General features: G+C 63.2%; 23 protein-coding genes. 10 read left to right on the top strand and 13 right to left on the bottom strand.

Annotated elements, in window-relative coordinates; genetic code table 11:
- The first annotated feature begins 32 nt into the window (after positions 1-32).
- Positions 33-275 carry a hypothetical protein gene (locus tag EOA79_RS12210; RefSeq protein ID WP_245299687.1) on the top strand — a complete coding sequence of 81 codons (243 nt, stop codon included), beginning with the start codon at positions 33-35 and terminating at the stop codon, positions 273-275.
- Positions 276-354: 79 nt separating this feature from the next.
- On the opposite strand, the gene EOA79_RS12205 is transcribed toward EOA79_RS12210, so the two are convergent.
- The 7 genes from EOA79_RS12205 to EOA79_RS12175 form a co-directional block, all read right to left on the bottom strand.
- Positions 355-1,332, bottom strand: a complete 978-nt coding sequence (locus EOA79_RS12205; RefSeq protein WP_095778498.1) for a methyltetrahydrofolate cobalamin methyltransferase — start codon at positions 1,330-1,332, stop codon at positions 355-357.
- A gap of 141 nt (positions 1,333-1,473) precedes the next feature.
- Positions 1,474-2,568 (bottom strand): methylenetetrahydrofolate reductase, encoded by a 1,095-nt coding sequence (locus EOA79_RS12200; protein ID WP_095825680.1) that lies wholly within the window; start codon positions 2,566-2,568, stop codon positions 1,474-1,476.
- The gene (locus EOA79_RS12195) at positions 2,565-3,164 is read right to left on the bottom strand and encodes a methylenetetrahydrofolate reductase C-terminal domain-containing protein (RefSeq protein WP_066999668.1); all 600 of its coding nucleotides are present in this window, start codon (positions 3,162-3,164) and stop codon (positions 2,565-2,567) included. Before EOA79_RS12195 ends, EOA79_RS12200 begins: the two co-directional genes overlap by 4 nt.
- Positions 3,157-3,459, bottom strand: a complete 303-nt coding sequence (locus EOA79_RS12190) for a virulence factor (RefSeq protein ID WP_066999671.1) — start codon at positions 3,457-3,459, stop codon at positions 3,157-3,159. The genes EOA79_RS12195 and EOA79_RS12190 overlap by 8 nt, the downstream gene beginning before the upstream one ends.
- A gap of 135 nt (positions 3,460-3,594) precedes the next feature.
- Complete coding sequence (locus EOA79_RS12185; protein ID WP_095825679.1) at positions 3,595-4,377, bottom strand: formyl transferase; 783 nt, start codon at positions 4,375-4,377, stop codon at positions 3,595-3,597.
- A gap of 114 nt (positions 4,378-4,491) precedes the next feature.
- Positions 4,492-5,067: a DUF4893 domain-containing protein gene (locus EOA79_RS12180; RefSeq protein WP_095825678.1), complete on the bottom strand. Its 576-nt coding sequence runs from the start codon at positions 5,065-5,067 to the stop codon at positions 4,492-4,494.
- Between the two features lie 167 nt (positions 5,068-5,234).
- The gene (locus EOA79_RS12175) at positions 5,235-5,864 is read right to left on the bottom strand and encodes a DUF1638 domain-containing protein (protein WP_095825677.1); all 630 of its coding nucleotides are present in this window, start codon (positions 5,862-5,864) and stop codon (positions 5,235-5,237) included.
- A gap of 56 nt (positions 5,865-5,920) precedes the next feature.
- Between EOA79_RS12175 and EOA79_RS12170 the strand changes: the two genes are divergently transcribed.
- Positions 5,921-6,058: an entericidin A/B family lipoprotein gene (locus EOA79_RS12170; protein WP_019858698.1), complete on the top strand. Its 138-nt coding sequence runs from the start codon at positions 5,921-5,923 to the stop codon at positions 6,056-6,058.
- A gap of 83 nt (positions 6,059-6,141) precedes the next feature.
- Here EOA79_RS12170 and EOA79_RS12165 read toward each other — a convergent pair whose 3' ends face one another.
- The gene (locus EOA79_RS12165; protein ID WP_066999684.1) at positions 6,142-6,840 is read right to left on the bottom strand and encodes a B12-binding domain-containing protein; all 699 of its coding nucleotides are present in this window, start codon (positions 6,838-6,840) and stop codon (positions 6,142-6,144) included.
- A gap of 279 nt (positions 6,841-7,119) precedes the next feature.
- Between EOA79_RS12165 and EOA79_RS12160 the strand changes: the two genes are divergently transcribed.
- From EOA79_RS12160 to EOA79_RS12135, 6 genes are all read left to right on the top strand, one after another.
- The gene (locus tag EOA79_RS12160; protein ID WP_066999687.1) at positions 7,120-8,694 is read left to right on the top strand and encodes a trimethylamine methyltransferase family protein; all 1,575 of its coding nucleotides are present in this window, start codon (positions 7,120-7,122) and stop codon (positions 8,692-8,694) included.
- Between the two features lie 89 nt (positions 8,695-8,783).
- Positions 8,784-9,473, top strand: coding sequence for a hypothetical protein (locus tag EOA79_RS12155; protein WP_127335340.1), 690 nt, complete (start codon positions 8,784-8,786; stop codon positions 9,471-9,473).
- Between the two features lie 104 nt (positions 9,474-9,577).
- On the top strand, positions 9,578-10,309 hold the full coding sequence (locus EOA79_RS12150; protein WP_127335339.1) for a dienelactone hydrolase family protein: 732 nt from the start codon (positions 9,578-9,580) through the stop codon (positions 10,307-10,309).
- A gap of 73 nt (positions 10,310-10,382) precedes the next feature.
- Positions 10,383-10,946, top strand: coding sequence for an RNA polymerase sigma factor (locus EOA79_RS12145; protein ID WP_067329326.1), 564 nt, complete (start codon positions 10,383-10,385; stop codon positions 10,944-10,946).
- Between the two features lie 2 nt (positions 10,947-10,948).
- A complete protein-coding gene (locus EOA79_RS12140; protein WP_128293024.1) occupies positions 10,949-13,117 on the top strand; it encodes a VWA domain-containing protein in 2,169 nt (722 codons plus the stop codon).
- Between the two features lie 14 nt (positions 13,118-13,131).
- On the top strand, positions 13,132-13,533 hold the full coding sequence (locus EOA79_RS12135) for a hypothetical protein (RefSeq protein WP_245322448.1): 402 nt from the start codon (positions 13,132-13,134) through the stop codon (positions 13,531-13,533).
- 12 nt (positions 13,534-13,545) lie between these two features.
- Here EOA79_RS12135 and bmt read toward each other — a convergent pair whose 3' ends face one another.
- Positions 13,546-14,562 (bottom strand): betaine--homocysteine S-methyltransferase, encoded by a 1,017-nt coding sequence (gene bmt / locus EOA79_RS12130; protein ID WP_095778491.1) that lies wholly within the window; start codon positions 14,560-14,562, stop codon positions 13,546-13,548.
- 154 nt (positions 14,563-14,716) lie between these two features.
- Positions 14,717-15,574 carry a helix-turn-helix transcriptional regulator gene (locus EOA79_RS12125; RefSeq protein ID WP_095778490.1) on the bottom strand — a complete coding sequence of 286 codons (858 nt, stop codon included), beginning with the start codon at positions 15,572-15,574 and terminating at the stop codon, positions 14,717-14,719.
- A 228-nt stretch (positions 15,575-15,802) separates the two neighbouring features.
- Between EOA79_RS12125 and EOA79_RS12120 the strand changes: the two genes are divergently transcribed.
- Positions 15,803-16,813 (top strand): fatty acid desaturase, encoded by a 1,011-nt coding sequence (locus tag EOA79_RS12120; protein ID WP_095825670.1) that lies wholly within the window; start codon positions 15,803-15,805, stop codon positions 16,811-16,813.
- A 75-nt stretch (positions 16,814-16,888) separates the two neighbouring features.
- Positions 16,889-17,734 carry a PhnD/SsuA/transferrin family substrate-binding protein gene (locus EOA79_RS12115; RefSeq protein ID WP_095825669.1) on the top strand — a complete coding sequence of 282 codons (846 nt, stop codon included), beginning with the start codon at positions 16,889-16,891 and terminating at the stop codon, positions 17,732-17,734.
- Here EOA79_RS12115 and EOA79_RS12110 read toward each other — a convergent pair.
- The 3 genes from EOA79_RS12110 to EOA79_RS12100 form a co-directional block, all read right to left on the bottom strand.
- On the bottom strand, positions 17,696-19,042 hold the full coding sequence (locus EOA79_RS12110) for a Xaa-Pro peptidase family protein (protein ID WP_095825668.1): 1,347 nt from the start codon (positions 19,040-19,042) through the stop codon (positions 17,696-17,698). The two genes, EOA79_RS12115 and EOA79_RS12110, sit on opposite strands and share 39 nt — an antisense overlap.
- A gap of 17 nt (positions 19,043-19,059) precedes the next feature.
- Entirely contained in the window at positions 19,060-20,568 is a 1,509-nt protein-coding gene (locus tag EOA79_RS12105; RefSeq protein ID WP_164748371.1) for a glycosyltransferase family 39 protein, read from the bottom strand.
- A gap of 92 nt (positions 20,569-20,660) precedes the next feature.
- On the bottom strand, positions 20,661-21,794 hold a 1,134-nt coding region (locus EOA79_RS12100), incomplete at its 5' end, for an aminomethyltransferase family protein (protein WP_164893850.1).

The following is a 21,794-nucleotide window of genomic DNA, read 5'->3' as shown; positions in this document are numbered from 1 at the left end:
GGGTGGAGTGTACGTTGGTCCAGGGGCCAAACATGTCGGATATTCTGCTGCCCGCCATCTTCACCGCTTTCACCATGGTGCGCGTGCTCAAAGGCCCATGGCTGCGCAATCCGCAATATCTGGCCTCCGGAATTCTCGGCGCGATCGTCGGAGCGCTCCTGCTCCACGCATTCTGGCCCGCCTACGACGATGATGTCATCGTCGGCGGCGGCACAGGCATCTTCGGATCCTGGGCTGGAATGGCGTTGTTCGACGCCATATTGGGCGTCGCCTGACCGCAAAGCAGACTTCTCCGACCGCATCGACGATGCGACCGGATCAGGGCTGTTTGCAATGCGGCTCACGATTGCGCGCTTACCCCCTGGCCATGCGGGCTTCACGACCGCCGCGGCGACGCCCGCCGGCAGCGGCGGCGCCATCGCCAGGGGCGGTGACCGCGACCGGAGCCGCGACCGCATGGCCGCCTTCGGCCGGCTTGTAGTCCTTGTAGGTGCGGATCCAGTTGGTGCAGTTCTCGTCGGTGCCGTTGAGCACGTTGGCGCCGCGCACGGCCTCCATCTCCTGCGGGCGGACCGGATTCATGATGGCGCTCGTCATGCCGGCGCCGATCACCATCGGGATGAAGGCGGCGTTGATGCCGTGGCGATGCGGCAGGCCGAACGAGATGTTGGAAAGGCCGCAAGTGGTGTTGACCTTGAGTTCCTCGCGCAGACGGCGCAGCAGTGCGAACACCTGGCGGCCGGCATCGCCCAGCGCGCCGATCGGCATCACCAGCGGATCGACGACGACGTCATGCGCGGGAATGCCGTGATCGGCGCAGCGCTCGACGATCTTCTTGGCGACCGCGAAGCGGACGTCCGGATCCATCGAGATGCCGGTCTCGTCATTTGAGATGGCGACGACCGGAACGTTGTATTTCTTGACCAGCGGCAGGATGGCTTCAAGCTTCTCTTCCTCGCCGGTGACGGAGTTGACCAGCGGGCGCCCCTTGGCGACCTTCAGCGCCGCCTCGATCGCGGCGGTCACCGAAGAGTCGATCGACAGCGGCAGATCGACCAGGTTCTGCACGATCTCCAGCGTCTGCACCAAAAGCGCCGGCTCGGTCGCATTGGGGTCGACGGCAGTGACGCCGGCATTGACGTCGAGCATGGTGGCGCCGCAGGCGGCCTGTTCCAGCGCATCCTTGATGACGGTCTCGAAGTTGCCGGCCACCATCTCGGCGGCCAGCTTCTTGCGGCCGGTCGGGTTGATGCGCTCGCCGATCACGCAGAAGGGCTGATCGAAGCCGATGACGATTTCTCGGGTCGCCGAGGCGACGATGGTGCGGGTCATGCAATCTCTCCGTCGGGATATAAAGAGTTCTTTATATCGTTATCTGGTCTTGTTCAAGCGGACGGGTGCCGGCCGCGCCTTGGACTTTAAGTTCATGTATGTCGTTGCCCCAAACCGGTTCTCACTTTTGGGCGACATACATCAATGCGCGGTCTTCACCATGTCGACCTGGGTTTCGGTAATCTCGTCGTGCAGTATGTGGTCGAGCCGCTCCGCGACGATCTGGTCGTCGCGACGGATCTCCCGTTTCCAGGGCTGGCGGCCTTTCAGCACGCCGGATTCATCGACGATCTCGGCGACATACTCTTCCTGGCGGTAGGCCATCACATGGACGCCGGCGACGCCCGCAATTTCCTTCACCTCGTTGATGATGTCGATGCAGAGCTGCTTGCCTTCCTTCTTCTGGTCCTGCGCGCCTTCGAGCCGCTTGATCACCGCATCGGGGATATGGATGCCCGGCACGTTGGAGCGGATCCATTTGGCGGTCTTGGCAGAGGCGAGCGGCCCGACGCCGCACAGGATGAAGACTTTTTCGGTGTGGCCGAGGTCGCGCGCCTTTTGCATGAAGTTTCGGAACATCGGCACATCGAAGCAATATTGCGTCTGCACGAATTGCGCGCCGGCGGCAATCTTCTTGCCGAGATGGATGGGACGGAAATCGTAAGGCGGCGCGAAGGGGTTTACGGCAGCACCGAGGAAGACCTGCGGCGGCGTCGTCAGCTTGCGGCCGGACAGGAACTTGCCGTTGTCGCGCATGATGCGGATGGTTTCGAGCAGCGACATGGAATCGAGGTCGAAGACCGGCTTGGCGCCCGGCTGATCGCCGGCCTGCACGCCGTCGCCGGTGAGGCAGAGCATGTTGGCGACGCCCATTGCCGCCCCGCCCAGCACGTCGCCCTGAATGGCGATGCGGTTCTTGTCGCGGCACGCGATCTGCATGATCGGGGCGTAGCCCATGCGGGTCAAAAGCGCGCAGATGCCGACCGAAGACATGTGGCAGTTGGCGCCGGAGGCGTCGACCGCGTTGATGGCGTCGACCCAACCGTCGAAGATCTTGGCGCGGTTGTAGACGTCTTCCGGGTCGGCGCTGTCGGGCGGGTTGAGCTCGGTCGTCACCGCGAACTCGCCGCGGCGCAGCACGCGCTCCAACCGACCGCGCGACGAATGGCCGGGCAGGTGATCGAGCGGCAGGTGAACGCCGGCCGGGTTCTCGTCGCGCTGGTGGCGGATGCTCATGCTGAAGCTCCGGGGTTCTGCGGGTTCTGGGCGGCTTCACGCGCCGCGGCCGCCTGCGCGGTCACCCTGAGCCAGGCCGAGGTTTCGCGCAGCGACTGATCGACCGGCTTCTGCACGGTGAGGATCTTGTCGCCATGCTTCATGTTGCGGGAGCCTTCCCAGGCCTTGACCCAGACGCAGGGCATGTCCGGCTCGACCTCGCAATTGCCGTTGGCGCGCACGCCGCCGCACGGGCCGTTGCGCAGTTGCTTCGGGCAGTTCATCGGGCACGACATGCCAGTGGAGGAGAGCACGCACTGGCCGCACATGCGGCAGTCGAACATGAAGCCCTTGACGCGTTTCTCGACGAATTTCACCGGCGCTTCGACGCGGCCGTAGCCGATGCCCTTCCACAAAGGATGCAAGAGCAGGAAGACATCGGCGAACCTGCCATAAAACCATTCGAGCAGTCGCGAATGGCGGATGGACCACAACCTCACGGCAAAAGTGCGCTGAACGCGGCGTTGCGGCGACACGTCCGCAGGCTTGTAGTCGGACTTCGGCGCCGCCTTCTTGACCAGGGTGGCCTGGGTGACCGCCGGCTGCTTCTCAGACATTTTCTTTCCCGCCAGCCTTGACCAGAGCGACCAGCCGCTCGCGGTCATATTTCGTATCGAGTTCCTGGTAGGCCTTCTCGACCTCGGCTTCGATGTCGTCGCCGACCGGAACCGGATCGGCCTTACGCCATTCGGCGAGGTAATCGTCGGTGCCGCCGGCGCCCGTGCGCATGGCGCACATGTCGATCGCCTCGGTGAAGCGCAGCGGCAGCTCGCGCTTGGCGTTCTGCCGGCCTTTCTTGACGATGACCTGCGCAGGGATATCGCGCCAATAGACGACGATCAGATCGGCCATGAATTCTCAACTCCTCGATGTTGGGAGCATTGCCGCATGCGCCCTTGTGCCGCTTGTTATGGGACGACGCGCGCGCCTTCAAAAGCGACGCTGGCGATGACGCAAAGCGAGTGCTGAATTTCCGACGCCGGCAGATTACCAGACGCGCTTCGTCAGGCCGGTCCAGAGGTAGGACCAAATCGTCGGGTGAAACCACTGTTTCGAGGGCAGGCCGGGATCGATCGTCGTAAGTTTTCCCGCCAGCGCCTCGGCCACTGCCTGGACGCAGATGTCGCGGGAAAATGCCGCCTGCCGCAGCGCGTAGCTGGCGATGGTGTCGCCGCGTTTCGACTTGCCGCGCGCCTGCTTCAGCACTCCGCCGGTGTCGACGCCGGCATCGACCAGATGCACAGTGGTGCCGAAATTCCCTCGATCACCAGAGGCCAGCGCCCAGTAGCCGCCATTCATGCCACGATATTTCGGGGCAATGCCGGCGTGATAGTTGAGCACCGGGCAAGGCATCTTCGCGAGCATATTCCTCGACAGCAGCCGGCAGCCGGCGAGGAGCACGACGCCCGGCCCGATCTTCTCGATCGCCTGAAGGCATTCCGGACCGTTGGCGGAAGGCACATGGATGATCGTCTGGGTCGGGCGAGGTTCTGTCTCGAGCTTTTCCTCGGCAATCAGCCGTGCAGCATGGCCGGCAAAGAACCGCTTGCCAAGCCTGGTCAGCACCATCGTGCCGAGCTGGCCGATGGCCGAGATCCAGCCCTGGCGGCGGGCGCGGCCGAGCAGCAAACGCTTTTTTGATTCAGGGGTTTCGAGGATGACACTCACAGGGCCGACGCGATCGGCGATGGCGTTGACGATTGCCCAGATATGCGGACCGCCTTCGGTGACGACAACAGTCCGCCGCGGACCGGATTCCGACGTTGCCATGGCAAGCACCCGCTCTCAAAGTCGGGCGCATGCTAGGGAGAGCGGGTTAACCCTTAGTGAGCCAATGGTCGCGCATGATCCTGGTCCGAAAACTCTGCAACTTTTCGGGCTCAGTCAGCGCTTGAATTCCATGATGTCGAGCTTCGATTCATAATAGGGCGCGGGGAATTCGATGCGCCACTCGGTGGCACTGTTGCGGAAGGCATAGCCCACTTGGTCGCTTTCGGCGCCGCTGCCATAGGGCTTGGCCTTTTCGTCATTGACCGAAAACGAGCCGAGATAGATGGCGCGCTTCTCACCGTCGTCGAAGAAGCGACCGGTGGTGCGCTGCGAGCCGCTGATCTTCTGCAGCCGCCAACCCGAGCCGTCCCCGGTGACCTTACACTTGAACCAGCCATAGATAACTAGCGGGCTCAAGCCGCCGGCCTTGATGGTGCGACATTTCCAGTTGCCGGTCAGATCCTTGCCGGAGAAAGCGACCAGCGGCTTGGCGAGCAGCGCATCGAGTTGCTTGACCTCAGCCGGATCGCCGGCCTTTGCCTCTTCGAGAGCCGCCTTGCGCGTTTCGCCATATTTATCCAGTCGCGCCTTGTCGGCGGCGGTGATCAGCTTCTGCACCTCGCCATCGGCATAGGCGGGCAGGGCGAAGCCGATAAGGCAAAGGGCGGGAAGCAGCAGGCGAGGGATCATGGACGTTTCCCGAATCGGTGGCTGGAATAGCTGTTTGGTCTGCTTGGGGCACAACTTACCCGTTCGCAGGCCGCTGTCATCCGGCTTGCCAGCGGAGGCGAGGGGGCTTCGTCTGCAAGTCGATCGTCCGACCCGCTGGCCGCCGTTGAAGCAGCCCTGCGAGAGCCTCAAGCGTTGGCTGCCGCCCGCGCCAGTTCGCTCGTCAGATCGCCATAGCCGGTCGAGCGACGCTCGTAGGCGAGGCCGAGCATGGCGGCGGCTTTCTCGGCAACCTTGTCGAGATCCGGATCGTCGGTTTGCGCGAGATAGATCAGCTTCTCGTAATTGCCGAAATAGTCCTTGATAAGCTCGGGATGCCTGTCGAGCCCGAGCGGCTTGATGAAGAAGGCGTCGAATTGGCGACAGAGGAAGTCGGTCATGTAGAACGACATCATGTCGCCGTCGGCGACCTTCGCATAGGCGTCCATGCCCTGGTAGAAGGCGAAGCAATGCGGGCCGGCCATGCGCTCCACGCCATGCTTCTCGATCACGTGGTCGAGCATGCCGCCGGTGCCGCAATCGGCATAGCCGACGAAGATGTGGTTGTAGCCTTCCGCTTTGGCCTTTTCGATGGCCTTGTCCATGGCCGGCGCGATGCGGTCCGGATAGAAGTGGAACTCGGCCGGCAGGCAGGTCAACTCAAGGTGATCGAGCTTTAGCTGTTGCTTGACGGCCAAAACTTCGCGCGCAATCATCCCGCAGGCGATGACGAGCAGCCTGTCTGTTTGATTCGGTTTCGTTTTTTGCGTTTTGACCATGAACCAGTCGAGCCGGTTTTCGCTGCGGGGCTAATTATCTGTTGAGGGAGACACCCATGAAACTGCTACGCATCGCGCCGATTGCCATCCTTGCCTGCGCGCTTGCACTCACCGCCTGCGCCAACACCATTCGAGGCGTCGGCAAGGACGTCAAATCAACGGCGAGGGCGGTCAAAGACACTGTCGCCAACTGATCGTTCAGCCTCATCATCATCTGGGAACAAAAAAGCCGCGCTGCAAGGCGCGGCTTTTTTCGATCCATCCTGATGCCCTGGGATCAGGCGGAAGCGCGAACGTTGTGCTTGCGCTTCATGAAGTCCTTGGCTGTCTCGACCGCCACCGCGGCATCGCGGCAATAGGCGTCGGCGCCGACGGCCTTGCCGAATTCCTCGTTGAGCGGCGCACCGCCGACCAGCACGACGTAATCGTCGCGAATGCCCTTTTCCTTCATCGTGTCGATGACGACCTTCATATAGGGCATGGTCGTGGTGAGCAGCGCCGACATGCCGATGATGTCGGGCTGATGCTGCTCGATCGCTTCCAGATATTTCTCGACCGCATTGTTGATGCCGAGGTCGATGACATCGAAGCCGGCGCCTTCCATCATCATGCCGACGAGGTTCTTGCCGATGTCGTGGATGTCGCCCTTGACGGTGCCGATCACCATCTTGCCCTGCTTGGGCGCGCCGGTGGCGGCAAGCAGCGGGCGCAGGATGGCCATGCCGGCCTTCATGGCATTGGCCGAGAGCAGCACTTCCGGCACGAACAGGATACCGTCGCGGAAATCTTCGCCGACGATGCGCATGCCTTCGACCAGCGCCTCGGTCAGCACCGTGTAGGGCTGCCAGCCGCGCTCAAGAAGGATATGCGTGCCTTCCTCGATCTCTTCCTTCAGCCCGTCATAAAGGTCGTCATGCATCTGCTGCACGAGTTCCTCGTCGGAAAGCTCGGAAAGGATGATCTCGTCGTCGGACATTTTTTCCTCGGGCTCCTTGCTGCTCGAATGCTTGCTGCAGCTCAAAATCGATGCGCCAATACCTAACCCGCGAGGGCAAGGTAGCCATAGCTGATTTGCGACTTCCCGCAAAAGGAAAGCGACTGAAAAGTTGGCGGTTTTCTTGTCGAATTTGCGACAGGCGTTGGCGCTGGCGAGCCGTTTTCAATAGGGTGCATGGCTACGATCCGGAAAGAAGCGGCGGCGAACCGGCCGCGAGCCAATTCAGGCCCAAATCTAAAATCTATAGGAAGAACGATCATGAGCGATAACGCGGCAGTCGAGCAGGAAGCGTCGGGCGGACGACGCGGACGCGGCGCCAGCGGCGGCGCGGCGGCCAGGCGCGCGGCGCGCGCAGGCGGCGGTCCGGGCACCCAGCTCACCTACATCAAGCGCAAGATCAACGTCTACGAGGTCCTCGACGAGGAAGGCCTGGCGCTGATCGAGAAGAACACAGACACGGTGCTGGAAGAGATCGGCATCATCTTCCGCGACGACGCCGAGGCGCTCGCGCTGTGGAAAGAGGCCGGCGCCGATGTGAAAGGCGAGCGCGTGCATTTTCCCAAGGGGCTTTGCCGCTCGCTGCTCAAGACCGCGCCTTCGATCTACACCCAGCATGCGCGCAATCCGGAGCGTTCGGTGCAGATCGGGGGCAAAGGGACGGTGTTCGCGCCGGTCTACGGCCCGCCCTTCGTGCGCGACCTCGACGGCAACCGCCGCTACGCAACGCTTGAGGATTTCCAGAATTTCGTGAAGCTCGCCTATATGGCGCCGTCGATCCACCATTCGGGCGGCACGGTATGCGAGCCGGTCGACGTGCCGGTCAATAAGCGCCATCTGGACATGGTCTATTCGCATATCCGCTATTCGGACAAACCGTTCATGGGCTCGGTGACGGCGCCGGAGCGGGCCGAGGACACGGTGGCGATGGCCAAGATCGTGTTCGGCGAGGATTTCGTCGAGAACAACACGGTGCTGACCAGCCTGATCAACGCCAACTCGCCGATGGTGTTCGACGAGACCATGCTCGGCGCGCTGAAAGTCTATTCGCGCCACAACCAGGCCTGCATTGTCACGCCGTTCATCCTGGCCGGCGCGATGAGCCCGGTGACGGTTGCCGGAACGCTGACGCAGATCCTGGCCGAGGTGCTTGCCGGCGCCTCGTTCACGCAGCTGATCAGGCCCGGCGCGCCGGTGCTGTTCGGCACTTTCGCCTCGTCGATCTCGATGCAGTCGGGCGCGCCGACTTTCGGCACACCGGAACCGTCGCTGGTTTCCTATGGCGCAGCGCAGCTCGCCCGCCGGCTCGGCCTGCCGTTCCGCACCGGCGGCTCGCTCTGCGCCTCGAAGGTCCCAGATGCGCAGGCGGCCTATGAGAGCGCCAACACGCTGAACTCGACCATCCTTGCCGGCACCAACTTCGTGCTGCATTCGGCCGGCTGGCTCGAGGGCGGTCTCGCCTCCTGCTACGAGAAATTCATGATGGACATCGACCAGCTCGGCATGACGCAGAAATTCGCCGAGGGCGTCGACCTGTCGGAGAACGGCCAGGCGATGGACGCCATCCGCCAGGTCGGTCCGGGCAGCCACTATCTCGGCTGCGACCACACGCAGGCGAATTTCCAGACCGCCTTCTACCGCTCCAACATCGCCGACAACAATTCCTACGAGCAGTGGCTGGCCGAAGGCGAAAAGACAGCGCCGCAGCGCGCCAACGAGCTCGCCCGCCGCTGGCTGGAAAGCTACGAAGCACCGCATCTCGATCCGGCGATCGACGAGGCACTGAAGGATTTCATCGACAGGAAGAAGGCCTCGATGGCCGACGCCTTCACTTGAAAGGAGCCCGAGTCAGGCCGGGCTAAAGTCGCCAACATCATCCATAAGGAAGTCTGGCGGAGCGCGTTCTCCGACCCGGACAAGAAGGGATGATCTTTTCGCGCGGCACGATCGAAGGGACCGCGGCCGCGCTTGCCGCCCACGGCCTGATCCTTCGGGGCGGCTTTCGCTTCGCTAGTGATGAAGCCGTGCCTGCGGGGCTTTCAGGCGCGCCTGCCAAGTCCGCCCTCCTGGTCGGGCAGGCCGGCGTCGCACTCTGGCCGCACTTCCAGCGCTGGCTTGGGCAGCGGGCCAGCGGGATCGTCAACCCGCTCGACACCTGGTCGCGGGAGGTGATCGGCGCGGTGGCGCAAGCGTTCGGCGCTCGCGCCGTGTCGCCCTCCGACAGGCCCTATCTGCCGTTCCAGCAATGGGCGATGCGGGCGGAAGGGTTGAAGCCGTCGCCGCTCGGCATCCTCATGCATCCGCAGTATGGGCTCTGGCATGCCTATCGCGGCGCGCTGCTGTTCGAGGAAGAGATTTTCCTCCCCGAACCTCAAGAACCGATTCATCTCTGCGACACATGCGTCGAAAAACCCTGCATGAATTCCTGTCCGGTCGATGCCTATTCCGAGCAGGGTTTTGCCCATGAAGCCTGTCTTGGGCATGTGCGCGGCCCCGGAGGCGGCCTGTGCCGCACGAGCGGCTGCCTCGACCGCAACGCATGTCCCTACGGGGCGGACTATCGCTATCGGCCAGAGGTGCAGGCCTTTCATATGGCGGCCTTTGCTCGGCTGTAAGATGAAGGCCAACCGCACGAAATCTTGAACGCCAGGCTCCGGGATTGTCTTGCCGGGCCGCTCCAGCCGGATATCTATCGCGCGGACAGACGACGGAGAGCAGCATGGCCAAGCAAGAGATCGAGATCGAAACCCGGGACGGGAAGGCCAAGGCCGGGCTGTTCCGACCGGCGGCGGCGGCCAGGGCCGGCGTCATCCTCTACATGGATATTTTCGGCCCGCGGCCGACGCTCGACCAGATGGCCGAACGCCTCGCAGGGCATGGCTATGCCGTGCTGTTGCCCGATCTGTTCTATCGCAGCGTGCCCTATGGACCGTTCGACCCGAAGACTGCGTTTGCTGAGGATAGGACCAGGGCTCAACTGACGGCGCTGAGCGGTGGCACCACGCAAGAGATGACCATCCGCGACAGCGCGGCCTTCCTCGATGCGCTCACTGCCGAAGGCCTGGACGGGCCGGTCGGCGTCGTCGGCTATTGCATGGGCGGCGCGCGGGCTCTCAATGCCGCCGCGGCCTATCCCGACCGCATTGCTGCCGCCGCCAGCTTCCACGGCGGCAATCTGGCAAGCGACGTGCCCGACAGCCCGCACCGGAAGGCGGCGTCGATCAAGGCACGCATCTACGTCGGGGTCGCCGGCGCGGACCGTAGCTTTCCGCCGGAGCAATCAGCCCGGCTGGCAGAGGTGCTCAGGGTCGCCGAAGTCGACCACACGATCGAGAACTATGTCGGCGTCGGTCATGGCTGGTGCGTCAAGGACCACAGCGTCTATGACGAAGCGGGCGCCGAGCGCCATTGGAAGCGGCTGATCACGCTGTTCGCCGAAACCTTGGGGTAGGGTGCGGAGGCCGCCGCAAAAAAATCTTTCCATCGTCCCAAGGAATCGCCATTAGCCTTCGTCCAACAGGCAAATGACGGCGATGATGCTGGACGACAGCGAAGCCTCCGATGCCGAATTGATCGGGCGGGCGAGGGGTGGAGACAGGGGGGCTTTCGGCAAACTGCTCGAAAGGCACTATGGCTTCGTCTATCGCGCCGCCTATCGCTGGTGCGGCCGCAAGGCCGATGCCGAAGACATCGCCCAGGATGTCTGCGTGCGGCTCGGCCGGGCAATCCGCGACTATCAGGGCAATGGCGCGTTCACGACCTGGCTCTACGCCATGACACTGAACGCTTCGCGCGACATGATGCGCAAGCGCGCCCGCGACAGCGCCAAGACCGAGGCCTTCGGCACGTATGCGCTGATCGCGGGGGAGGGCTCGGCGGAAGCCCAGGACCCGGCCGAGGCGCTGTGGGCGGCGGTGCGCATGCTGCCGGACAAGCAGCGCGACGCGGTGCTGCTCGTCTATGGCGAAGGGTTGAGCCACGCGGCTGCGGCCGAGGTGATGGCGATCTCGGAGGCGACGGTTTCCTGGCACATCCATGAAGCGAAGAAACGGCTGAAGCTGCTCATGCGCTCAGCCGGGGAAGTGTGACCATGGTCGACGACAACGAACTCGAAAGGCTGCGCAATCTGGCAGTTCCGGCGCCGGACAGCGAAGCGCAAACGCGTGCGTTGGCCGCCGCGATGCACGCCTTCGACTTGAACGAAAAAATTTCGACCGCCCCCCAAGGATCGCCGGCAGGTCTTCGTCTCACGGAGCGAGCACAAAGGCTCTGGAGAGAGATCATGCAACGGAAACTCATTGCCACCCCGGCCCTGACCGCGCTGGTCGCGCTGCCTATCGCCGGCTATGCCGCTTTTGAGATGCTGAGGGAGCAGCCGCCCGTTATTTCAAACGGGAAGGTCACCGAAACGGTGGCCGACAAGCCGGTTGCGCAGAAGCCGATACCGAACCAGCCCGCGATCAGCGAGCCGCTGGCGGCCGCGCCTGCCAAGGAGAAGAAGACCAGCGCCGACAGCGAGAGGCGCGTCGAAGACGAGGCGCAGGTCGCACCGGCATCGCCGCCGAAAACTGAATTGAGCCGATCCGATGATCGGACCAGGCAGGAATACGGGGCGTTGAAGGACTTTGCCAAGCAAGTACCACAGGCGCTGCCTGCGCCGCCGCCTGCACCTGCGGAGGTTGACCAGCTGGCCGCCGGCGGACGCGCGAATGCCCAGGCGCCGGCAACCGCCATGCAGCCTGCAGAGATGCCGGCTGGCGCCGTCGCTGGTTCCAGGCCGATGGGTCAGCTGGCGCCCATGCCGGCCGATCAAATGCAGCCGCAAGAGCAAAACCGCGACCGCATCGAGACCTTCAAGACCAATCCGGTGCACCAAGCTGCCCAGGATCCGGTGTCGACCTTCTCGATCGATGTCGACACGGCGTCCTATTCCTTCGTCCGCCGCTCGCTGAAGGAAGGTATTCTGCCCGACCCAGGCACGGTCCGGGTCGAAGAGATGATCAACTACTTCCCTTATGACTGGAAGGGTCCAGACTCGGCCGCGACGCCGTTCAATTCGACTGTCACCGTCATGCCGACGCCCTGGAACGAGCGCACCAAGCTGATGCATGTTGCGATCAAGGGTTTTGACGTGAAGCCGGTCGAGGCGCCGAAGGCAAACCTGGTGTTCCTGATCGATGTTTCGGGTTCGATGGACGAGCCGGACAAGCTGCCGCTCTTGAAGTCGGCGTTCCGGTTGCTGGTCAGCAAGCTCAAGGCCGACGACACCGTCTCCATCGTCACCTATGCCGGCAATGCCGGCACGGTGCTGATGCCGACAAAGGCCGCGGAAAGGCAGAAGATTCTTGCAGCGATAGACAATCTGGAGCCAGGCGGTTCGACCGCCGGCGAGGCAGGCATCAAGGAAGCCTACAAACTTGCGCAGCAGTCTTTCGTCAAGGACGGCATCAACCGCGTGATGCTTGCCACCGACGGCGATTTCAACGTCGGCCAGACCGATGACGACGACCTCAAACGGTTGATCGAGAAGGAGCGCAAGACCGGCGTGTTTCTCTCGGTGTTCGGCTTCGGCCGCGGCAATCTCAACGACCAGATGATGCAGACCATAGCCCAGAACGGCAATGGCACGGCCGCCTATATCGACACGCTTGCCGAGGCCGAGAAGGTGCTGGTCGAGGACGCGTCCTCGACGCTGTTCACCATTGCCAAGGATGTGAAAATCCAAGTCGAGTTCAACCCGGCCAAGGTCTCGGAATACCGGCTGGTCGGCTATGAGACGCGGGCGCTCAAGCGCGAGGATTTCAACAATGACCGCGTCGACGCCGGCGATATCGGTTCCGGCCATTCGGTGACGGCGATCTACGAGGTCACGCCCAAGGGAAGCGGCGCCGAGCAGGTCGATCCGTTGCGCTATGGCGAGGCGAAGGTCGACAATGGCGGCGTTGCCAATGCGGGCGAATATGCCTTCGTAAAAATCCGCTACAAGCTGCCGAACGAGAATGTCTCGAAACTGATCACGACACCGGTGACCGCGGCCGACGAGGTGCCGTCCTTCGATGAAGCCGGCGTCGACCAGCGCTTTTCGGTCGCGGTCGCGGCTTTCGGGCAGAAGCTGCGCGACGCGGATCAGACGGCGAATTTCGGCTACGACCGGATCCTGGAGATCGCCAACGCCGCGCGCGGCGCTGATCCGTTCGGCTACAGGGCGGAATTCCTGTCGCTGGTGCGGCTAGCCTCGTCGCTGGGCACCAACAGATAGGGCGGGTGCCGTCCATGGAACAAAAAGCCGGCGGAGGACCTGCCGGCTTTTGCCGATCGTTAAATTGCGCGGCTTTTCCGGAACTTGATCGCAATGCCCTCCTGTTAGTCAAAGCTGATAGAAGTGAGGGGCTGGAATTGCATATCACCGGGAACGTGACGCCGACTGCGGGCAATCTTCAGACGCGAGCACCGTCCGCTCCGTCGGCGGAATCCGCGCGGATCAGGAATAATGTCGATGCGGCCCGCGACACGGCGCTCTCTGCGCTCAACAACGACCGCTTTCGCGTGATGCTGGAGCAGATCAGCGACCCGCGCGCGTCCGGCGCGTTGATGACGATGGGCGCAGACAGCAAGAACAGCGCCGCCACCGATCTCGGTACGGCGCTGTCGCGCTACGCTGAAAACAGCGCATAGAACAGGCCAACTTCAGGCGCGGCTGCGCCGGCGTTCGCGACGGCCTTCGCCTGCCTCGGCAGCGCTCGCTATCTTGTTGCGCATCGGCCCGATGCGCTCGACGATGGTCTCGACCGTCGGACGCGCCGACTTGGTGTGCGCGTCGAGCGCCTTGCGCATCGCGGCAAGGTGAGCGAACGAGGTGCCGCAGCAGCCGCCGACGATCTTGGCGCCCGCATCGACTGCCAGCCGGACATAGTCGGCCATCAGTTCCGGCGTGCCGGAATAGTGGATCTCGCTGCCGCGGAATTCCGGAATGCCGCAATTGCCCTTGACGATCACGGTGGCTTCCGGCTTCGCGTCGGTCATGTCGAGCAGCGAGGCCAGGATGTCGGCTGCGCCGACGCCGCAATTGGCGCCCACCCCAAGTGGAGCCTGCGATAGTCCATCCGCAACGCCGTGGATATCCTTGGGCAACAGCCCCATCATCGTGCGGCCGGCCGTATCGAAGGAACCGGTATAGGTGTAGGGCAGGCCGACACGGATCGCGGCTTCGGCCGCGGCGCGGATCTCATCCGGCGCCGACATGGTCTCGATCCAGGCGACTTCGGCTCCGCCGGCCTTCAAGCCCTCGATCTGCTCGGCGAAGGCATCCACCGCTTCCTCATAGGACATAGCGCCGAGCGGCACCAAAAGCTCGCCGGTCGGGCCGACGGAGCCGGCAACGATCACCTTGCGGCCTGCCTTGTCGGACACCGAACGGGCGATTTCGGCGGCGCGCTTGTTCAAGTCATGCACGCGGTCCTGAGCGTGATGCAGCTTCAGCCGATGACGGGTGCCGCCGAAGGAATTGGTCAGGATGATGTCGGCGCCGGCATCGACGAAATTCTGATGCAGCGCGGCGATGGTGTCGGGCGCCGTCTCGTTGAGCAGCTCGGGGGCTTCGCCGGCCTCAAGTCCCATCGCGAATAAATTGGTGCCGGTGGCGCCGTCGGCCAGCAGCACGCCTTTTTCGGCAAGCAATGCGTCGATCGGATTGGTGGCGGTCATGGCTCTGGCTTTCGTATCCTGAATTCAAATAACGATATAAAGAAGTCTTTATATCTAGTCAACGAATATGAGGCCCGCTCTTGCGTGAGTTTCCTAAAACGACGGTCGGCCAGGTTGGTCGCCGCATGCCAGCATGGCGATATAGCGGCCGCGTTCAGACAGAGCCTGAGGTGAAGGAGATGCCGGCCAGTTTCTGCGTGAAGCTCGCAGCCTCATGCGCGTTGACATCGGCGGCTCGGATCAGATTGTCGAAGTGGCTGGTCAGGGTACGGACCGGCTGGGTGGCGTTCAACACCAGATACATATCGCCGACATAGATTGCGGCGCGGTACGGCCCGAAGATCGTATAAGGGATCGAATAGCGCATGCGGCCGTCATAGAGGAACAGGCGGAAGGTCGGGTAAAGGTCGTCGAGGAGCGTTGCCATGTGCAGCAATTGCCGGCGGCGCTCGGCTTCCGGGAACCGGTCCCAGACGCCGAGCCCGCGTGCGAAAATCTCCAGCGTATGGCGCGGCATGCAGACCTCCATGTCGGTCTCGGGCCGCCTGTTGTAGTCGATGCGGTATTGCGTTTCGCCGGCCTGCGCCTCGCGGCTCTTGTTGGTAATGCCGGCCTCGTATTCGACAAGGGCCTCGGTGCGCAGGAGGTCCGGAATGCCCGCCGGCACGTAGCGGATCTTGGTGCCGACCGCCTCGGCGTGCCATTTGGCAAGTAGCGTGCGGTCAAAGCCATCCGGCGCCTCCTCGATCTCGAGGCTTTCGCGAATCTCGCCGGTGACGCCTTCGTCCTGGCTAAGGCCCAGCAGCCAATCGAGCGATACCTTGAACTCGGCGGCAATGTTGAGAAGCGTCTCGGCGCGGGGCAGGCGCGTCGAGGCGCCCGACAGGAGTTGCGACAGCGCCGAACGATCGATGCCGACGGCGCTCGCGAAGGCCGACTGGTTCAAGTCCGAGCGTGTCAAGAGCAATTTCAGGCGCTCTCGGAAGACCGTCGACAGATCACGCTTGTCCATCACGCCGCTCCTTTCCAGTGGAGGAAAAATTTGCGCCCAGGCCTGCTGGTTAGGTGCTCAGGCGCAAATGAATCCCCAAATCTGTTTACAATATATAACATCTGCAGCTAAAAATGCGCATTCGCAACAGATTGTTCACTTTGTCGCGTTGCGACAACGACAGGCTCCTGACACAATGCTGTCAGGAATCAAAGTGGTTCCGGCGACTGGAAGGCAGTGGTCGATAGCATGACTGGCATACGCAAGAGACATAGCAGCACACCGGCCGTGGAATGGCCGACAGTATTCCTCACGCTGTTCTGTTATGGCGCCTGGCTTGCCACCGGCTTCCTGCTTTGGCCTTCCTATCCGCTGCTGGCCCTTGTCGCCTTGGCCTTGATACTGGCCCTGCAATCCTCGCTGATGCACGAAGTGCTGCATGGCCATCCGACCCGCAACGCCAACATCAACGAGGCCTTCGTCATCCTGCCGATCGGGCTGGTCTGGCCGTTCCGCCGTTTCAAGGCGATCCATCTTCGCCACCACGCCGACGAGCGGCTGACCGACCCGCTCGACGATCCGGAAAGCTATTACCAGGCGCTCTGGATGCATGCGGAAATGCCGCCAGCGATGAAGGTCCTGCTCAAGATCAACAACACAATGGTCGGCCGCTTCGTTCTCGGACCTTGGCTGTCGTCGATCGGCTTCTTCCTCGAAGACGCCAGACAGATGGCCGCCGGCGACAAGGCGATCCGCAAAGCCTGGCTGCTGCATGCGGTCGGACTTGCAGTGGTCGTGCCGATCGTGACCTTCGGCTTCGGCATCCCGCTCTGGCTCTACATACTGGGGCCGGTGTGGCTCGGCCAGTCCCTGATTTCGGTGCGCACCTATGCCGAGCATCAGTGGTCGGAACACCCGGAGGGCCGCACGATCATCGTCGAGCGGTCGCCGCTCTCCTTCCTGTTCCTCAACAACAACCTGCATTTCGTGCACCACAAGAGCCCGACCGTCGCCTGGTACAGACTGCCGAAGATGTTTCGCGATCGCCGCGAAGAATGGCTGCGGATGAACAACGGCTACGTCTATCCGAATTATTTCGCGCTGATCAAATCATTTGGCTTCAAGGCCAAGGAGCCGGTGGTGCATCCGGTGCTGCGCCGCGCGCCCGAACCCGGCCGTGCCTTCAAGCCGCGCATCAGAGCGCGTAATGTGAGTGGACTTGGCACGGCTCCGGTGCCGGCTGAGCCGCCGAAAGAGTAATTTCGAACTTTCGCGACTGCTTTATCGCCGCGGAATTCAGGCGCCGATGACCGCCTGTTTTGAAAGCTGTTCGTCATGAGCAAGTTGATTGCGGCTCTGCCGATGTATGACTGGCCGGAAGTTCGCGGCGAGATCGACGCGCAATGGGCGCAGCTCCGCGACGCTTTTCGACGGAGGGGTATCAACGCGCCGGAAAGAATGGCGCGCAGCAATCGCGACCTGCCGCCGGTGTCCGGCGGCATCCAAGACGGCGCCGGGAAGCTGATAGCGCCCGACCCCGCGACATTGCCCCCGGACGAGTTCGATTTTCACCAGCTCTGGCTGAGCCCGGCGCTGCTTTTCGGACAGACCTGCTGGGGGCCGATGGAGCTCGGCCTGGCCAGGCATGTGCAGGTGGTCGCTCAGCCAAGCTATGACGCCTTCGAGGGCGGGCAGGGCGAGCTCTATTCCAGCGCGCTGGTGATGCCGGCTGATGGCGGGACGTCGGTTGGCTCGCCCGAGGATGGCAAGGCCGTCATCCCGCTCGATCTCATCCGCGGCAAGCGCTTCATCTTCAACAATCCGGATTCGATGTCCGGGCTGCTCGGGCTGACGCGCGACCTGGAGGCGATCGGCGAAAGTCTGGGCGTCTTCGCCTCGTGCGGCGAAAGCGGCGGCCACCGGTCGTCGATCGTCGCCATCGCCGAGGGCAGGGCCGATATCGCCGCCATCGACTGCCAGAGCTGGGCATTGGCGCAGCGATTCGAGCCGGCGGCGCGGCGCGTGAAAGTGGTCGGCTGGACGACCAGGCGGAAGGGATTGCCGTTTATCTCGGCCAGGGCCACATCGGCGGACGTCGTTGCGTCCATGCGCGAGGCCATCGCCGAGCTTGGCTTGGACGGGTCAGTTGCCAAGCAGCTTTTCGTCGAGCGGGTAGGCTGAGAGTTTTTCGTTGCCGGTCTCGGTGATGAGGATCTGCTCCTCGATCTTGACGCCCTCGCGGCCGCCGAGCCTGCCGATATAGCTTTCCACGCACAGCACCATACCGGGTTCCAGGACGCCATCCGGCGTGTCGTCCGTCCAGTCGCTGGCATGCGGCAGGGTCGGATATTCGTCCGCCAGACCGACGCCGTGGTAGAGCACGCCGTAGCGCGCCGGGAAGCAGTCTCCCGGCGGCACGGCGGAGCGTTCGACGAGATCGCGAAAGGAAATGCCCGGCCGCATCAATACCGTGTTGTGGGCGATCTGGTCGGCGGCGATGCGGAACAGGTCATGCTGCTCGTCGGACGGCCGGCCATCGCCGCAGAGCCAGGTGCGCGAGAGGTCGGCGCAAAATCCATAGGGACCGATGAGGTCGGTGTCGAAGGCGACGAGATCGCCGTCCTCGACGATGCGCGACGAGCATTCCTGGAACCAGGGGTTGGTGCGCGGCCCGGACGACAGAAGCCGGGTCTCGATCCATTCGCCCCCGCGCGCGATGTTGCCGCGATGCAGTTCCGCCCAGAGCTCGTTCTCGGAAATGCCAGGCTTCAGCGCCCCTTCCATCTCGCCCATCGCCGCCTCGCAGGCGACAATGGCGCGGCGCATGGCGAGGATCTCGTCGGGCGACTTTATGAGGCGCGCATTCTCCATCACCGCCTCGCCATTGCCGACCGTGATGCCGCGGCGGGCAAGCTCTTCGACACCTTCCGGATTAATGTGGTCGACGGCGATCCGCCGACTGCCGCCGCCGTGCTCGGCAAGGAGCTCGGCGATGCCGGCTGCCCAGCGACGGACCTTCTTGTCGGTCAGCTCGCCGCTATAAAGATACATCCACGACACCGCCGGCCGCACCTCGTCGACGACGCCGGCGTGATCCGACAAATGCTCGCAGGAGAAATAGTCGAACAGCACCACAGGACCTTCTGTGGCGACGAAACAGTGGCGGGTCGGATTGTGTGCGACCCAGAGCTGCATGTTGGTCGAATCCGTCGCGTAGCGGATGTTGACCGGGTCGTAGAGCAGGGCGCCCGCATAGTCGCGGCGCCTGAGCTCAGCGCGGATGCGCTCGAGCCGATAGCTTCGCATGGCAGGCAGGTCTGGAGCGGCGATGCCTGCCGCCGCCCATTCGGCTTCGGCTACCGCGCCATAGCCCAGAGCGTGCTGGTTGAGCGCGGCAGCCTTCTCGCGGGAGGCGGCGCGCAGCGCCTCGACGGAGCCGGGTTCGAACGGCATGATCTTGCGGTGGCGGCCGAAACGTTGTGTGTCCATGCGGTCCCCCTGGCTGTCTATTGCGGCGTCATCTTGTGCAGCCTGGTGATCGTGACCTGGCGCGGTGCGTTCCCCAACTGCGGCACCGCGATGCGCCGATGGACGGTGTCCATCACATAGCCGGCCTCGGTGATCCTCTTGAAGATGACGGAAGCCGGTTCCTCGTCATCCGCGAGCACAAGCACCGCGGGCTCGCGGATCGATTTGGCGAAATCGGGTATCTCGTCGTCGAGCACGATGAGATCGGGATCGACGAGGCGGAGATTGCCGATCCAGAACCAACTCGAGACCACAGTGCCGACCGGTCCGTCGGCTGTCAGCTGACGATGGAGCGAAGCGTAGTCCATGCGCACGATGCTGCCGCGGTTATCGCCGCCGCGGACCTGCATGTACCAGCTTACCGGAAGCACCAGGATGGCCATCACGGCGCCGACGAAGACGATTGTAGCCTGCGTCTTCCTGCCCCTTTCCCCCATCGCGTCCAGCCGCATGGCAATGGCGACCGGCAACAGCACGAATACGGGCAGCATCCAGCGATCGCGAAACTGTGTGATGCCTCCCGCCAGCACCACCACGAGCGTGATCAGCAAGGCGAAGCCTATCGCTCGCCAGACCAGCGTCTCTGGCCACGGTGCGGCCTCGGGCGGTGGTGCGGATTGCTTGCGCGCCAGGAAAAACGCGACGGCAAAGATCGTGGCCGGCAGCCCGGCGAAATTGAGTATCGCATTGCCCAAGCCGCGGATGCCGCGAGACAGGGTCTTTGCCGCGCTGCCCCCCTCGGCGACGCCCAGGCCACCGCTGTGCGCCAGCAGGTCTCCCAGATGCGTGAGGCTCCAGTAGAATGTGGGCAGGCAGGCGAGGATCGCCACAACCACACTGATCAGGAAACGGCGATCGAAGATCGCCTCACGTGTTTCGCGGACGGACAGCGCCGCAAGGAACAGCGCAGCGAGAAAGATCACCTCATTGTATTTCGACAGCATTGCGGCGGCGGTCGCCAAGCCAAGCAGCACATACGCGGTAGTCGAGCGCCGTTTCTGCAACTCGGCGACTGCCAGGAGCAGCAGCGATGAAAAGCAAAAAACCGCGACCGAGTGGGTGAGGGCATGCTGCATCTCCCATACGATCTGTGGAAACAGCAGCAGGCCGAACATGGCGGCGGTCGCCGCGCGGGCTGAGTAGCCCAGGCGGCGCACTGTGGCGAAGGACGCGACCAATCCACCGGCCAGCAGCGTGTATTTGACGATCTTGAGCGCGAGAATGCTGGTTCCAACCAGCGAGGCCGTGAGGATGCCGAACCAGGTGTATAAAGGCGGCTGCGAGCCGCCATAGCCGGCCGCGAGGAAGCGCATCGCCATCAACTGTTCGGCGTCGTCGACGCCGACGCCGGTGCCCACGAAATGGGACGAGAGCGGCATAACCACGATCTGGACCAGGCAATAGGCAAGTGCAAACGCGATTGCGGCACTGAAAGGGCCGACCCGTTCATCGCAGAGCCAGTCGGTCCATTTCTCCAGCTGCCGCAAGGGTCGTCTTCTCATCTGATGCGTTGGTGGCCGGTTGCTATATAGCCGGCCACCAACACGATCCGAAAGCGGTACATTGCGGCTTCCTGGAATCAGGTGCGCATCTTCTCGCCGCTCGGGTCGAAGGGCGGTTCGACGTTGATGCGGGCCGGGCGGCGGTGGCCGAGGATCTCGATCTCGAACAGGCCGGCGCTCTCGTCCTCGGCAAGGGCCGCCGGCACATAGCCCTGCGCCATCGACTTTTGCACGTAGTGCGCATAGCCGCCCGAGGTCACCCAGCCGACAACGCGCCACTCGCCATCGACGATGCCGCGCACGGCCGAAGCGCCTTCGGCGGCTTCGGAGCCGCGCACTTCCTTGCCCGTCTCGTCGAAGCGCGGCGCGCCGTAGCCATGCGGTTTCTCCACCGTGCCATAATCCTTGCTGACCTTGGCCCAGATCGGCTCGTCGCCCATCACGTCGGCGTCGGCAGCATCGACGATGAAGGAGACGCGGCGCAGCTTCGGCCCTTGCGCCTGCTCCCTGGCAGCCGCCTCGCGGCCAATGAAGTCGTTCTTCTCCAGCTTGATGAAGCGGTCCATCGAACCTTCGAACGGCCCGTAGATCGGACGCAACTCGCGGAACCAGGTAGGGAAGTTCTTTTCGAGACGCATCGACAGCAGTGCGCGCATGCCGAAATCGACGAGGCCGAATTCCTCGCCTGCTTCCTTGATCGCCTTGTAGACGAGGCGCTGATAGGCGGGCGCCATCCAGATCTCGTAGCCGAGGTCGCCGGTATAGGTGATGCGGTTGACCATGCAGGGCGCGCCGCCGACCGCCATCTCGCGGAAGTCCATGAAGCGGAAGGCCTTGGTCGAGACGTCGACGTCCACGAGTTTCTGCAGCAAATTCCGCGCGCTCGGTCCGGCGATCGACAGGCCGACCAGCGTCTGGTCAAAGCGGTGGATGCGCACAGAACCATCCTTGGGCAGGTGCTTCTCGAACCAGCGCATATGGTATTTCTGCGCGGCCGAAGAGCCCCAGATCATGAAACGGTCCTCACCGGTCTTGGCGATGGTGAAGTCGCCGATCAGCCTGCCGAACTCGTTGACCATCGGGGTGAGCACAATGCGGCCGGTCTTCGGCATCCGGTTGGTCATCAGCCGGTTGAGGAAATCCTCGGCGCCCGGCCCGGAAACTTCGTACTTGGCAAAGTTGGCGATCTCGGTGACGCCGACCCGTTCGCG

Origin of the sequence: Mesorhizobium sp. M1A.F.Ca.IN.020.03.2.1 (assembly GCF_004023205.1) — a bacterium.
GTDB lineage: Bacteria > Pseudomonadota > Alphaproteobacteria > Rhizobiales > Rhizobiaceae > Mesorhizobium.
This window is presented reverse-complemented; position numbering and strand designations above follow the sequence as displayed.

Bases quoted from the DNA above. Each gene is read 5' to 3' on its own strand.
- EOA79_RS12125 (WP_095778490.1), bottom strand. From the start codon at position 15,574: ATGGACAAGCGTGATCTGTCGACGGTCTTCCGAGAGCGCCTGAAATTG.
- EOA79_RS12190 (WP_066999671.1), bottom strand. From the start codon at position 3,459: ATGGCCGATCTGATCGTCGTCTATTGGCGCGATATCCCTGCGCAGGTC.
- EOA79_RS12120 (WP_095825670.1), top strand. From the start codon at position 15,803: ATGACTGGCATACGCAAGAGACATAGCAGCACACCGGCCGTGGAATGG.
- EOA79_RS12165 (WP_066999684.1), bottom strand. From the start codon at position 6,840: ATGTCCGACGACGAGATCATCCTTTCCGAGCTTTCCGACGAGGAACTC.
- EOA79_RS12160 (WP_066999687.1), top strand. From the start codon at position 7,120: ATGAGCGATAACGCGGCAGTCGAGCAGGAAGCGTCGGGCGGACGACGC.
- EOA79_RS12175 (WP_095825677.1), bottom strand. From the start codon at position 5,864: ATGGTCAAAACGCAAAAAACGAAACCGAATCAAACAGACAGGCTGCTC.
- EOA79_RS12155 (WP_127335340.1), top strand. From the start codon at position 8,784: ATGATCTTTTCGCGCGGCACGATCGAAGGGACCGCGGCCGCGCTTGCC.
- EOA79_RS12150 (WP_127335339.1), top strand. From the start codon at position 9,578: ATGGCCAAGCAAGAGATCGAGATCGAAACCCGGGACGGGAAGGCCAAG.
- EOA79_RS12135 (WP_245322448.1), top strand. From the start codon at position 13,132: ATGGAACAAAAAGCCGGCGGAGGACCTGCCGGCTTTTGCCGATCGTTA.
- EOA79_RS12115 (WP_095825669.1), top strand. From the start codon at position 16,889: ATGAGCAAGTTGATTGCGGCTCTGCCGATGTATGACTGGCCGGAAGTT.
- EOA79_RS12140 (WP_128293024.1), top strand. From the start codon at position 10,949: ATGGTCGACGACAACGAACTCGAAAGGCTGCGCAATCTGGCAGTTCCG.
- EOA79_RS12200 (WP_095825680.1), bottom strand. From the start codon at position 2,568: ATGAGCATCCGCCACCAGCGCGACGAGAACCCGGCCGGCGTTCACCTG.
- EOA79_RS12210 (WP_245299687.1), top strand. From the start codon at position 33: ATGTCGGATATTCTGCTGCCCGCCATCTTCACCGCTTTCACCATGGTG.
- EOA79_RS12180 (WP_095825678.1), bottom strand. From the start codon at position 5,067: ATGATCCCTCGCCTGCTGCTTCCCGCCCTTTGCCTTATCGGCTTCGCC.
- EOA79_RS12110 (WP_095825668.1), bottom strand. From the start codon at position 19,042: ATGGACACACAACGTTTCGGCCGCCACCGCAAGATCATGCCGTTCGAA.
- bmt (WP_095778491.1), bottom strand. From the start codon at position 14,562: ATGACCGCCACCAATCCGATCGACGCATTGCTTGCCGAAAAAGGCGTG.
- EOA79_RS12195 (WP_066999668.1), bottom strand. From the start codon at position 3,164: ATGTCTGAGAAGCAGCCGGCGGTCACCCAGGCCACCCTGGTCAAGAAG.
- EOA79_RS12185 (WP_095825679.1), bottom strand. From the start codon at position 4,377: ATGGCAACGTCGGAATCCGGTCCGCGGCGGACTGTTGTCGTCACCGAA.
- EOA79_RS12145 (WP_067329326.1), top strand. From the start codon at position 10,383: ATGACGGCGATGATGCTGGACGACAGCGAAGCCTCCGATGCCGAATTG.
- EOA79_RS12205 (WP_095778498.1), bottom strand. From the start codon at position 1,332: ATGACCCGCACCATCGTCGCCTCGGCGACCCGAGAAATCGTCATCGGC.
- EOA79_RS12170 (WP_019858698.1), top strand. From the start codon at position 5,921: ATGAAACTGCTACGCATCGCGCCGATTGCCATCCTTGCCTGCGCGCTT.